Source organism: Parasphingorhabdus marina DSM 22363 (assembly GCF_900128895.1).
Taxonomy (GTDB): domain Bacteria; phylum Pseudomonadota; class Alphaproteobacteria; order Sphingomonadales; family Sphingomonadaceae; genus Parasphingorhabdus; species Parasphingorhabdus marina.
Window position 1 is genome coordinate 125,105 of the sequence record NZ_FSQW01000001.1, and the last position, 11,596, is coordinate 136,700.

At 59.0% G+C, this 11,596-nt stretch carries 12 protein-coding genes and 1 pseudogene; 8 read left to right on the forward strand and 5 right to left on the reverse strand.

Annotated features, from left to right (window positions below; translation table 11 throughout):
• The first annotated feature begins 45 nt into the window (after positions 1–45).
• Complete coding sequence (locus BUQ90_RS00640) at positions 46–1,209, forward strand: PQQ-dependent sugar dehydrogenase (RefSeq protein ID WP_074203248.1); 1,164 nt, start codon at positions 46–48, stop codon at positions 1,207–1,209.
• A 41-nt stretch (positions 1,210–1,250) separates the two neighbouring features.
• Here the strand turns inward: BUQ90_RS00640 and BUQ90_RS00645 are convergent, their stop codons facing one another.
• A complete protein-coding gene (locus tag BUQ90_RS00645) occupies positions 1,251–2,087 on the reverse strand; it encodes a DUF1499 domain-containing protein (protein WP_074203249.1) in 837 nt (278 codons plus the stop codon).
• Between the two features lie 175 nt (positions 2,088–2,262).
• Here BUQ90_RS00645 and BUQ90_RS00650 point away from each other — a divergent pair, with 175 nt between their 5' ends.
• From BUQ90_RS00650 to BUQ90_RS00665, 4 genes are read left to right on the forward strand one after another with little or no spacing between them, the layout of a single operon-like run.
• Positions 2,263–2,787: a GNAT family N-acetyltransferase gene (locus BUQ90_RS00650; protein WP_074203250.1), complete on the forward strand. Its 525-nt coding sequence runs from the start codon at positions 2,263–2,265 to the stop codon at positions 2,785–2,787.
• 55 nt (positions 2,788–2,842) lie between these two features.
• A complete protein-coding gene (locus BUQ90_RS00655) occupies positions 2,843–3,409 on the forward strand; it encodes a DUF1285 domain-containing protein (RefSeq protein ID WP_074203251.1) in 567 nt (188 codons plus the stop codon).
• The gene (locus tag BUQ90_RS00660; protein ID WP_074203252.1) at positions 3,406–4,020 is read left to right on the forward strand and encodes a CoA pyrophosphatase; all 615 of its coding nucleotides are present in this window, start codon (positions 3,406–3,408) and stop codon (positions 4,018–4,020) included. The genes BUQ90_RS00655 and BUQ90_RS00660 overlap by 4 nt, the downstream gene beginning before the upstream one ends.
• The gene (locus BUQ90_RS00665) at positions 4,017–5,225 is read left to right on the forward strand and encodes a CCA tRNA nucleotidyltransferase (RefSeq protein ID WP_074203253.1); all 1,209 of its coding nucleotides are present in this window, start codon (positions 4,017–4,019) and stop codon (positions 5,223–5,225) included. The genes BUQ90_RS00660 and BUQ90_RS00665 overlap by 4 nt, the downstream gene beginning before the upstream one ends.
• A gap of 16 nt (positions 5,226–5,241) precedes the next feature.
• Here BUQ90_RS00665 and BUQ90_RS00670 read toward each other — a convergent pair.
• From BUQ90_RS00670 to BUQ90_RS00685, 4 genes and pseudogenes are all read right to left on the reverse strand, one after another.
• Positions 5,242–5,391 (reverse strand): annotated as a pseudogene (locus BUQ90_RS00670) (PEPxxWA-CTERM sorting domain-containing protein); the annotation flags it as partial.
• Between the two features lie 54 nt (positions 5,392–5,445).
• Positions 5,446–7,719 (reverse strand): DNA topoisomerase IV subunit A, encoded by a 2,274-nt coding sequence (gene parC / locus BUQ90_RS00675; protein WP_074203254.1) that lies wholly within the window; start codon positions 7,717–7,719, stop codon positions 5,446–5,448.
• 73 nt (positions 7,720–7,792) lie between these two features.
• Entirely contained in the window at positions 7,793–8,557 is a 765-nt protein-coding gene (locus BUQ90_RS00680; protein WP_074203255.1) for a crotonase/enoyl-CoA hydratase family protein, read from the reverse strand.
• Positions 8,558–8,574: 17 nt separating this feature from the next.
• Positions 8,575–9,015, reverse strand: a complete 441-nt coding sequence (locus tag BUQ90_RS00685; protein ID WP_143182677.1) for a hypothetical protein — start codon at positions 9,013–9,015, stop codon at positions 8,575–8,577.
• Between the two features lie 272 nt (positions 9,016–9,287).
• On the opposite strand from BUQ90_RS00685, the gene BUQ90_RS00690 reads away from it, so the two are divergent.
• The 3 genes from BUQ90_RS00690 (at position 9,288) to BUQ90_RS00700 (ending at position 11,561) form a co-directional block, all read left to right on the forward strand.
• The gene (locus BUQ90_RS00690; RefSeq protein WP_074203257.1) at positions 9,288–9,500 is read left to right on the forward strand and encodes a hypothetical protein; all 213 of its coding nucleotides are present in this window, start codon (positions 9,288–9,290) and stop codon (positions 9,498–9,500) included.
• A gap of 129 nt (positions 9,501–9,629) precedes the next feature.
• The gene (locus tag BUQ90_RS00695) at positions 9,630–10,469 is read left to right on the forward strand and encodes a DUF4349 domain-containing protein (RefSeq protein ID WP_074203258.1); all 840 of its coding nucleotides are present in this window, start codon (positions 9,630–9,632) and stop codon (positions 10,467–10,469) included.
• Between the two features lie 81 nt (positions 10,470–10,550).
• Positions 10,551–11,561 (forward strand): DUF4349 domain-containing protein, encoded by a 1,011-nt coding sequence (locus BUQ90_RS00700; RefSeq protein WP_074204776.1) that lies wholly within the window; start codon positions 10,551–10,553, stop codon positions 11,559–11,561.
• Positions 11,562–11,596 lie beyond the last annotated feature (35 nt).

The following is an 11,596-nucleotide window of genomic DNA, read 5'->3' on the forward strand; positions in this document are numbered from 1 at the left end:
CATCTTCAAACCGGAACGCAAACCCTCATGCCGACAGGACAATTTATGAAAACCCTCAGTTTAATTGCTCTCCCGATTGCACTTGTAGCATGCACCAACAGCGAGGACGCCCAGGCTACCGACGCAGCCTCCGAAGAACGAGCGGCGCTGGCGGATATTTCGCCGGTTGACCGTATGCCATTTGAAAAAACTGAAATTGCCGTTTTTGACGAACCCTGGGCGATGACTTTCCTGCCGGATGGCCGGATGCTGGTGACCGAAAAAGCCGGCAAATTGCTCCTCGTCGATAATTCCGGCAGCAAGACAGAAATCGCAAATGTCCCCGACGTGGCTTATGGCGGTCAGGGCGGCTTTGGCGATGTCATCCTGGCGCCCGATTTCGCGAGCAGCGGGACCATTTACCTGAGCTGGGCGGAGGCCGGAGACGATAATACCCGCGGGGCAGTCGTCGGCATGGCGAAGCTGGATCTGGGGAGCGAGAATCTGGCGCTGGAGGATCTGAAAGTCATCTGGACGCAGACGCCCAAGGTCACCGGGCGCGGACACTATTCTCACCGCATGGTTTTCTCGCCCGATGGCAAATATCTGTTCATCGGGTCCGGCGAACGCCAGAAGTTCGATCCCTCCCAGGACATGGCCAGCAACATGGGCAAGATCGTCCGGCTTTATCCCGACGGCAGCATTCCGGAGGACAACCCTTTTGTCGATCAGGAAGGCGCACTGCCCGACATCTGGTCTCTCGGTCACCGCAATATCCTGGGCATTGCCTATGATAGTGAAGGCCGGCTGTGGAACACCGAAATGGGACCTCGGGACGGGGATGAACTGAACCTTGTCCAGCGCGGATCCAATTACGGCTATCCGATCGTGTCGGAAGGCGTGCACTATGACGGCAAGGATATACCCAATCACGACACCCGCCCGGAATTTGATGCACCCGATGTCGCCTGGGTCCCGACCATTGCTCCGGCCGGACTGGTTTTCTATTCCGGGGACCTGTTCCCTGCGTGGAAGGGCAGCGCCTTTATCGGAGGTCTCGCCAGCGAAGCGATCATTCGCGTCAGTTTTGACGGGGAAGAAGCCCGGGAAGCCGAGCGCTTTTCCATGGGTGCCCGGATCCGCGAGCTTGAACAGGGGCCAAACGGCGCCATGTGGGTCCTCGAAGACGGGGAAGGCGGACGCCTGTTAAGGCTGACACCACCCGAATAGCCTTCGCTTGGTCAGAGCGTACAGCTGGCACGCGCGCCGGTTCAGCGGGACGCCGTAGTGGTGCCTGACAGATCGCTGAGAAATTCCCGGACACGTTCCGCATTGGCTCCGAGATCGTGGATGCCGACCCGCGAGACCGAACGCATGTCGATAATACTGGCGTCGCCATTATCCGCGGCACGCGCCCGGATTACGACATCATCCTTGAAGCGGAACAATGAAATGGTCGCAGTGGCTTCCAGATGGCCGGCCGCGGGATCAATACTGGCTACCTCCCACCCGCGGTCCTCTGCGAGCCGGCGGGCCTTTTCAATGACATCGGCGACAGGCTCGTCAATCCGCACGGACCGGATGTCGGGATAGGCGTCCTGGTGCAATGTCGCCCAGCGCTGGCGGGGATTCATGCCCTGCATATCGCTGTCATCCGCACCGGGAATATTGTCCCAGTTATCTGCGCGAAGCGGCAAGGCCGAAAACTGTGGCGGATCGGCCAGATCGGTGGTGATGTCGTGGATGGCCGGCAAGGTAGCAATGGTGAAGGCATAGCTGGCCAGGAAACTCAGAAATCCCAATGTGATGACAGTACCGAGACCAAGGAGCGGCCACCGGGTCTTGCGCCCCTTCCTCCGGTCGAGAATGATGCCGACAATGGCGATAATCAGCGCGATGAGCGCCGCCAGTCCGGTAAAGGGCAGGATTGAGAGGCCAGCCTGCCAGCCCCACAGGCCGAAACCGCCACCCGCAGCCGCTCCGAAAAAGGTGATCACGGCGCCCACGGCAATGACCAGAACCAGCCAGCCCTTTGGATCTTTTCGCAAACTCGCCAGCTTGCCGCCGGATGTCGCAACTTCTGCGCTGCCGTCTGTCTGTTCGTTCACACCCTTACTCCCTTTTGTTCCGGTCTTTTAGACACCGGGCGGGCATAGTGCAATCAGCTCCTTTTCCCCCAACCAATGGTTCAGATTGTGACAATTTTTGCCGACCAGTCGACAGATGCCGGGATTGGGGCTAGACGCGCGTTTTCGCTTGTGACCGACGGATGGAAATTACACCGTGATTAGCATTATTCCGCTTGTCGAAATTGATCCCGCGCTGGTCGAGCAGTTGCTTGATGCGGCGTTCGGTAAGGATCGCCACGAGAGAACCGCCTACAAGGTGCGCGAAGGCATGAATATACTGGAAGGCCTGAGCGTAGCGGCGGTAGACAGTGCGGAAAATGAATTGCTTGGTTCCTTGCAATGCTGGCCGGTGGCGCTCACCGATGAACAGGGGAAAATGCATCCGATGATCATGGTCGGACCAGTCGCCGTCCATCCCGACTGCCAGGGAGAGGGCGTCGGCAAGGCGATGCTGGGCGCAATGCTCAAGGAATTGCAGGAAGGCGAAAGCCTGCCTCTCGTGATGATCGGCGACCCGGCCTATTATGACCGCTTCTTCGATTTCTCCCCGGCGCGCACACGAGGCTGGACTTTGCCCGGCCCTTGGGAACCGGACCGTCTGCTGGTCCGGGCGCATGAAACCGCCAAATTGCCTAAAAAGGGCAAGCTGGGTCCCTGGGTCCGCCCGGCAAGTCCCTGACGCCAAAAGGCAAACCAGGATTTACAAACAGTTCGGGCCACAATAGGCCTGTTGCATGCCCTATGCTCCACCGCCCGAAATGGCTTCACTGTCCCTGTCCGATATTGCGGATCTGGTTGCGCAGCAGAAACTGCCGCCCGTCGAGCAGTGGGATCCACAGGAAACCGGCGACAGCGAGATGCGGATTGCATCTGATGGTGGCTGGTTTCATCAGGGAGATCCAATCAGCCGACCGGCGATGGTCCGGGCATTCTCGACTCTGTTGCGCCGGGAAGAAGATGGCAGCTTCGCCCTGGTCACTCCCTATCAGAAACTGGCCATAGCGGTTGACGATGTACCATTTGTGGCCGTGGAAATGGAGAGTTCAGGGACCGGCGCAGACCGGAAACTGGCGTTCCGGCTCAACACGGATCATCTCGTTCTCGCCGACCAGGAACATCCACTGCGTTTCCCGACTGGAACCGATGCACCGCAACCCTATCTGACCGTGCGCCGGGGCCTCGAAGCCGTCCTGGCCCGACCGGTCTATTACACGCTGGCCGAAATGGCACTGGAAGACAATCTGGAGCCATTTGGCATCTGGAGTCATGGCACTTTTTTCGCGATTGACGCGGGACCATGACACGCTGTTCGCAAGGTCTCCGCGATCGCCTGTCGGCGGCATTGCGCACCGGACATGCCAATGATCTGGACGCGCACATGTCGGACGAACGGGATTTTGTCGCCGATGTGGACAGCCTGCGCGATGCCGCGGTGCTGATTGCGATTACCGATCGGCCCGATCCGGGCGTGATCTTTGTCCAGCGCCCCGACTATATGCGCAACCATCCGGGGCAGGTTGCTTTTCCCGGCGGCAAGATTGATCCGGAAGACCGGGACGCCGTGGATGCCGCCTTGCGCGAGGCCAATGAAGAGGTCAGCCTCGCCCGCGGAGAGGTCGATATTATCGGGGAGACCGATTTGTATCATTCAGGCAGCGGCTACAAGATCCAGCCTGTCCTCGGCGTTATCCCGCCGGACCTGCCGCTCGTGCCATGTCCGGAAGAGGTCGCCGACTGGTTCGAGGCCCCGCTGGACTTCATTCTCGATCCCAAGAACCAGAGTGCCCATGTCGGCGAATGGCGCGGGGCGCGGCGGCAATATTATCAGATCAACTGGGAGAACCGGCGGATCTGGGGCATTACCGCCGGGATCCTGGTAAACCTGTCCAGGCGGCTGGGGTGGGCATCATGAAATTGCCACCCGCGAGCTGGCATCAGCGCGAGTCTCTCAAAAATCTGGTGGCGCTACTCGGCGGAGATCAAGGTGACACCCGGTTTGTCGGCGGCGCGGTGCGCGACACGCTGCTCGGCCTGCCGGTATCGGATGTTGACCTTGCCACGACACTGACGCCGGAAGCGGTGATTAACCGGTTGAAAGCGGCGAAAATCAAGGTCATCCCGACCGGGCTTGCGCATGGAACCGTCACCGCGGTGACCGACGACGGACCGGTGGAGATCACCACCCTGCGCAGCGATGTCTCCACCGACGGACGGCGCGCGACTGTCGCCTTTACCGATGACTGGAAAGAAGACGCTGCACGACGGGATTTCACCATCAACGCGCTTTCGGCCGATCCGGTGACGCTGGAGGTTCATGACTATTTCCATGGAACCCGGGATCTCGAGACCCGCCATGTCCGGTTTATCGGTTCCGCCACCGAACGCATTGCCGAGGATCATTTGCGGATCATGCGCTATTTCCGGTTTCTGGCGCGCTTTGGAAATGATGCGGTCGATCAGGACGCCTTTGCGGCATGCAAACAGGCGGCAGCCAGTCTCCGCTCCCTGTCTCGCGAGCGTATTGCCGACGAGCTGATGAAACTGCTCGCGACCAAAAATCCGGTCTTCGCGGTTGGCCAGATGTTCCAGGCCGGACTGTTTGCCCATATATTTGCGGAAACGGACGGGGAGGCCGAACTGCTGCTCGCCCGTTTGATCCGGCGCGAAACGGAGATGGACGTCTCCGCCGATCCGTTGCGGCGTCTGATCGCGTTGCTTCCCAAGGATAGTGACCTGTCGCTCAAGATTGTCACGCTCTTGCGCTTTTCCAAAAAGATGCGGCGTGCGGTTACCAGCCGGCTCAGCGAGCCGTCGCCGGTCCCGGAGGCGATCCCGGCGCTGGCCTATCATCATGGGGCAGATGCAGCGCGGGACATGGCCCTGCTATTTGCCCAAGACAGCGATCTGCCTGCTAGTCTCGCGCTTCTGGAGAACTGGACAAAACCCGAATTTCCCATCGGTGGCGGGGATCTGGTGGAGATGGGTCTGGAGCGCGGGCCGATTGTCGCGGAGACGCTGCGCGAAATTGAACAGGCGTGGATCGAAAAAGGCTTCCCCGGTGACAGGGAAGCCTTTGAACTTGCAAAACTGATGGTCCGGCAGGCGTCGACCCGCTGAACCGGTCAGGCTGGTGTCAGGCGAGCGCCGGCTGGGCAGTCAGCTTCTTGCGACGACGCATGGCCCCGCCTACCAAACCGAAGCCCCCGATCATCATCGCCCAGGTGGCTGGTTCGGGCACCGCCGGACTGACGATTTCAAGCATCACATTGTCGAGCAGCGGTCCGATATTGTCATCGCCGTTGGAGCCAATTCGGGGCAGGCCGGATGCTGGCGTTAGTCAGTCAAACTTCCCGCTTTTCGGAAATCCGGTCGGTGGCAAGCGGCCAGCGGCTCCGCGGGCCACGCGCCACATGGTGAGATCATTTTCCGTGCGGGTTCGGCCCGTATCGCCACCCATGGCCCAGCTCAGGCCTTCCTCCAGCGTGAAGCATGTCGCGTCGGACAGTCCGCCATCCTTGTACCGTTGCAACATCACGCCCTGCCCCTTGGCCATTTCCGGCATTTCGGACAGCGCGAAAACGACCAGCTTGCGGTTCTCGCCGATTGCCGCAACATGATCCGCCTGCTCGGGTACGGTGCGGACGACCAGCAGGCGGGCATCGCCTTTCAGGTTGACGACCTGCCGGCCCTTTTTGGTTTCCGCCACGACATCGGCGATTTTTGCGATGAAGCCCCGGCCCCAGGTTGAGGCTATCAGCAAACGGCCCTCGGGATGCGCGACCATCAGCGCCACCGGCTCGGTTCCCGGCTCCATATCGACCATGGACGCCACCGGTTCGCCAAAACCGCGCGCACCGGGCAACTTGTCCGCTCCGATGGTATAGAAGCGCCCATTATCACAACACATCAGGAGCTTGTCGGTGGTCTGGGCATGGAACGCGAATCTGGGGCCATCGCCCTCCTTGAACTTGAAGCTTTCCGGCTGGGACAGGTCGGCATGGCCCTTCATCGCCTTGATCCAGCCGCGCTGCGACATGATGACGGTGACCGGTTCCTTTTCGATCATCGCCTCCAGCGGAATTTCGCGCGCCGGAGCCGCCTCCTCGAGCAACGTGCGCCGTTTGCCAAGCTCGGTATCTTCCGCATAAAGCTTGCGCAGTCCGGCGAGGTCCTTTTTCAGCCGCGTCTTCTGCCTTGCCGGGCTGGCAATCAGCTTCTCCAGCCCTTGGCGCTCTTCCTGCAGCTTGTCGCGTTCGGAACGCAGCTCCATTTCTTCCAGTTTGCGCAAGCTGCGCAGCCGCATGTTGAGAATAGCCTCGGCCTGGCGATCGCTGAGCTTGAATTCCTTCATCAGTTCGCCCTTGGGATCATCCTCGTAGCGGATGATCTCGATCACCCGGTCGAGATTGAGGAAGGCAATAATATAGCCATCGAGCAATTCCAGCCGGGCATCGATTTTTTCCAGCCGGTGCTGCGAACGGCGCACCAGGACTTCGATCTGGTGCTTGATCCACTCCTTGAGCACTTCCCGGATCCCCATCACCTTGGGCGTCCGGGTGTCGTCGAGCACATTCATGTTGAGCGAGAAGCGATTCTCCAGATCACTCATCCGGAACAGGCTATCCATCAGCAGGTCAACATCCACAGCCCGGTTTTTCGGTTCCAGCACGATGCGGATCTGTTCATCGGACTCATCACGGATATCGGCGAGAATCGGCAGTTTCTTGTCGGCGATCAGCTGCGCGATCTGTTCGATCAGCTTGCCCTTTTGCACCTGATAGGGAATTTCGGTGACTACCGCCTGCCAGGCGCCGCGCCCCTCCGCATCCTCCTTGTGCCACTTTGCGCGCAGGCGCATGGCGCCGCGACCGCTTTCATAGGCCGCATCGATAACCGACTTGGGGTCGACCAGCGTGCCACCCGTGGCGAAATCCGGTCCCTTCACGATTTCCATGATCTCGGCATGCTCGGTCTTCGGCGAGTCAATCAGCAGGGTCGCGGCATCGATGATTTCGGCGACATTGTGCGAGGGAATGCTGGTGGCCATCCCGACCGCAATCCCGCTGGCGCCATTGGCCAGCAGGTTCGGGAACAGCCCCGGCATGATTTCCGGCTCTTCGTCCTCGCCATTATAGGTCGGCTTGAAATCGACCGTCCCTTCATCCAGCCCGTGCATCAGTTCGATCGCCGTCCGGGTCAGCCGGGCCTCGGTATAGCGATAGGCCGCCGCGTTATCGCCGTCGATATTGCCGAAATTCCCCTGCCCGTCGACCAGCGGATAGCGCAGTGAAAATGTCTGGGCCAGACGAACCATCGCGTCATAGACCGACTGGTCGCCATGGGGATGATATTTGCCGATCACGTCGCCAACCACGCGGGCGCATTTCTTGTACCCCTGCGCCGGATCCAGCTTGAGCAGGCGCATCGCCCAGAGCAAACGGCGGTGCACGGGTTTCAGCCCGTCACGCAGATCCGGAAGCGACCGGGCAGTGATCGTCGACATGGCATAGATCAGGTAGCGCTCCGACAATGCGGCATCGAACGGCGCGTCGACAATCGCGTCAAATTCGTCTTCGGGAGTTGCTTCGGGCGTATCGGTCACATCACTCATGAGCGCTGCGATAGCAGGGTCGATTCCCGCTGTGTAGCGCGAAATGCATCAACCGGAAAATTGTTGAAGCCCGCTAGAATTGTCCGTGCCGACCTTTGCCTTTCGAAAAGGCCGTTGCGCCGGCAAGGGTCTCTCCGCTTCGCAAGGTTTCCAGTCCGAGTTCGATCTCGTTGCGCATGGCCGTGTCATGATCCATCGCCCATTGATCATGCATGGACTGGCGGTCATTGCGCAAACATTTCTGCGGAAAGGCAGAAATCTGCCTGGCCAGTTCCAGGGCCATGTCGAGTGCCTCGCCGTCACCGCTGACACGATTGGCCAGACCTATGGCAAGGGATTCTTCCGCGTCCACTTCCCGCCCGGTGAGAATCAGATCGCTGGCACGGGACTGTCCGATCAGCCGCGGCAACCGGATCGTCCCCATATCGATCAGCGGCACCCCGAACCGGCGGCAAAAAATGCCGAACCGCGCTGATGCCGCCATCACCCGCAGATCACACCACAGGGCCAGTTCCATCCCGCCCGCAACCGCATAGCCTTCGACTGCCGCTATCACTGGTTTGGACAATCGCATTCTGGTGGGACCCATGGGAGCCAGTGGTCCTGTTTTCTCGACGGTGTTCCCCTTGCCAGCGGCGACGGCCTGAAGGTCCGCGCCCGCACAGAAATTACCGTCAGCACCCTGCAAAATGGCGGTGTTCAGATTCTCGTCCCGATCAAATCGCTCGAACGCATCAAACAACTTTTGGGCCGTCGGCCCATCCACGGCATTGCGCCGTTCGGGCCGGTTGATTGTGACGATCGCAATGTCGCCACGTGTTTCATATTCGACGGTCATGTTCTTCTCCACGGCTCTCATTGGTGTCGCCACTGATTTGGCAGCTCCAGTCCCTCGCGTTCATTGTCCCAGATGATGCTCATGATCCACCAGCGCTCTCCGTCATTCCAGAGATGCACCATGTTCACACCCCGAAACTGAATGTCGGGATGGTCGGGTGTCTCCCGCGCTTCATAGGCCGAAAAGACATGCGCAATCTGCCCAAACTTCGCGGTTTCACGACTGATTTCGATTTCGTAAAAACTGCGGCCTTCGAGCAAGGGGAACGTCGCCTCGACAAATTCATCATAGGAGAATGTATAGGCCACGGGCCTTCCGTCCTCGATCCGCGTTCGGGTGATCAGCGCGCGCGGATGATAAATTTCCCGGTCGCGCTCCCAGTCCTGACCGCCAGGTGGACCGGAAATGCACTCGTAAAGCGTCGTCATCACCGCATCGATGGTTGCATATCTGGTCATGATTTTGGGCACCTCCTTCACATCCGGCCCGGACCTTGTGCCTCTCCTGCGCCAGGGAGTCGAGACTTGCTCCGATGACCGTCGGCAGAATGCATTCACCGCTGGCAAAATGCGCCTTGATGGAACCCGTAGAGCAGAAATTTTTACGTCCGGATCAGGCAGAAATCCGGCCCAAAACTCGGTTCGTCGTATGTGGAAAACGATTCATCGTTGACGGAGATATATTATCTCATTAACTCTGTTGGTCCCTGAACTGAGGAGAGGAAGTACAAATGCGCAAGATCTTTTTGACTGCCGCAGCCCTGGCTTTGCCGCTGGCGGCCTGTGCACAAGAGGAGCAGGCATCCCCCGAAGCCGGTTCCGAAGTCGAAGACGGTGACGAGTCCGAAGAAGATTTCGATGACGAGTCTTCGGAAGACGAAAGCACCGGGGACGAATCGTCCGAAGACGCCGAAGAGTCGGAAGAAGAAGAAGAGACCGAATAAGGTCTGGCAGGAGCCGGTGATTGTGACGATCACCGGCTCCTTGCATCCTGCCCTGAAGCGGGACAGACCCATCCTTGAATCCCTGAATATCTGTCTGTCCCGTTCCCCCAATTAACGGAGAGGACAATTATGCGAAAACTCATCCTGGTGGCATCCGCCGCCGCACTGACCCTGACTGCCTGTAGTCAGGAAATTTCTGATGACGTCGGGACAGCCGAAGAACTGGCCCCGGATCCGGGATCGCTGGAGGAAGAAGCGAGCAGGCTGGCCATGCCGCCTTTGCCCGATTCATCTTCAAAACCGGGCAGCGAGGCGCCCGCAGCCGATGGCCCCCAAGGCCGTGCGACGATGCCAGACTTTACCTATGTTCATGCCTATCGGTTCGAAGGCAGTGGCAAGGATATCGGCAAGATGCAGGATGCCCATGTTGCAGCCTGTGACGATATGGGGCCGCAACAATGTCGTTTGGCGAATTTTCACCAGAATCTCGACGGCCTGGCAGGGGTGGAAGCTTCTCTGGAATTCTATGTCGCCACGGACAGGATACGTGATCTGGCCCGGCAAATGACAGATATTGCGCGCGAGCTCGGAGGCGAGCGTGTGGAAGCGAATATCAACGGTACCAACGCCACCCGGCAACTCGACCAGGCACAATTGCGGATGCAGGAACTGCTGGCGCAAAAGGCCCGTCTGCAGGCGATAATTGACGACCGCCGCACCACCAGCGCCGACAGGCAAAGTGCCCGCGGCCAGTTGGCCACTCTCACCACGAGCCTCAATGCGAGCCAGCGCGATCTCGACAATGTTGCCAGCGAACTTGGTTTCACCCGTCTGGATGCCTCGTATTCGAGCATATCGGGATTCGGTCCGTTCCTGCCCTATGCGCTGGTCATATTGCTGATCGTGGGAATAGCGGGGTCATATTATCGGTCCAGAAGGTCCAGACCGACCGAACCGATCACAGCATAGAACATGGTCGCCGATCGCCAGCTGTCTGTGCGGTCGGCGGCGTGCGAACCGATTTTCACGTTCCGGAAGGAAGGATTTACAATGAAACGACATTTGTTGGCAGGAGCGGCCCTATTGGTATTGGCCGCATGTAGTGATGGCAGCGAAACGGCCGCGGAATATGAAGCTGCGGAATATGTGTCCGCCGACAGCTCTGACGCGTCAGCCCCTCAAAATCAGTTCGGCATGATGGAGGCTATGAGCACTGGTCCGTTTGATTCATATGATGAGAGTGACTCTGCCAGAGCCGAAATGCAGAACGCCGTTGCAGACGCGAGGAACCAGAGTTCCGAGCCCGCACAGGATAATGACGTCCCCGTTTCCAGTCCCCAAATTGCCTATAGCTATGACTTTGGATACCGGATTTCCGCAGGAAAGATATCCGGCGTTCAGAAGCAGCACGCAGCCTATTGTGAGCAGCAGGGCCCCGCGGTTTGTCGTGTAATCAACCTGAAACGCAGCGGTGACGAAGCCAGTTATGCCTACGCGATGCTCCATCTCGAAGTTGCAGCAGACCGGGCCCGAAGCTTTGGCACCGGTCTGACCGGAATCGTCGAAGAAGCAGGGGGATATGAGGCCTCCACATCGATCGAGGGTGAGGATCTGTCGAAGCAAATCGTCGACACCGAAGCCCGGCTTCGCAGTCGGGAACTTTTGTCAGAACGACTCACCGAGCTGCTCCAGACACGCTCCGGCACGGTGGAAGAACTGGTCAAGGCCGAACGGGCCGTCACCGAAGTCAATGAGGAAATCGACAAGGCCCGCAGCTGGCTGAAGGAGATGAGAGGACGCATCGCGTTCAGCAAGGTTGTTGTAAATTATGAGTCGAATGCACCCGGAACGGGAAGCTTTACTGCTCCCATCAGAAGAGCCTGGAACAACATGGCGAGCATGCTCGGCAGTTCCATAGGCGCGCTGATCACGATCGTGACCGCGACCCTGCCCTGGATACTGGTGCTGGCACTGGCCATCTATCTCCGCCGTCGCTTCAAATCCGCCAACCGCACATTCTGGGGCCGCAAACGGAAGGTCGCTGAGAATCAGGAGGATTGATTGCGCCAATCATCGCTTTTGCTTATATAGCCTTT

Excerpts from the sequence above, each read along its gene's own strand:
- BUQ90_RS00640 (WP_074203248.1), top strand. The coding sequence starts at position 46 with ATGAAAACCCTCAGTTTAATTGCTCTCCCGATTGCACTTGTAGCATGC.
- BUQ90_RS00655 (WP_074203251.1), top strand. The coding sequence starts at position 2,843 with ATGCCCTATGCTCCACCGCCCGAAATGGCTTCACTGTCCCTGTCCGAT.
- BUQ90_RS00660 (WP_074203252.1), top strand. The coding sequence starts at position 3,406 with ATGACACGCTGTTCGCAAGGTCTCCGCGATCGCCTGTCGGCGGCATTG.
- BUQ90_RS00665 (WP_074203253.1), top strand. The coding sequence starts at position 4,017 with ATGAAATTGCCACCCGCGAGCTGGCATCAGCGCGAGTCTCTCAAAAAT.
- parC (WP_074203254.1), bottom strand. The coding sequence starts at position 7,719 with ATGAGTGATGTGACCGATACGCCCGAAGCAACTCCCGAAGACGAATTT.
- BUQ90_RS00680 (WP_074203255.1), bottom strand. The coding sequence starts at position 8,557 with ATGACCGTCGAATATGAAACACGTGGCGACATTGCGATCGTCACAATC.
- BUQ90_RS00685 (WP_143182677.1), bottom strand. The coding sequence starts at position 9,015 with ATGACCAGATATGCAACCATCGATGCGGTGATGACGACGCTTTACGAG.
- BUQ90_RS00690 (WP_074203257.1), top strand. The coding sequence starts at position 9,288 with ATGCGCAAGATCTTTTTGACTGCCGCAGCCCTGGCTTTGCCGCTGGCG.
- BUQ90_RS00695 (WP_074203258.1), top strand. The coding sequence starts at position 9,630 with ATGCGAAAACTCATCCTGGTGGCATCCGCCGCCGCACTGACCCTGACT.
- BUQ90_RS00700 (WP_074204776.1), top strand. The coding sequence starts at position 10,551 with ATGAAACGACATTTGTTGGCAGGAGCGGCCCTATTGGTATTGGCCGCA.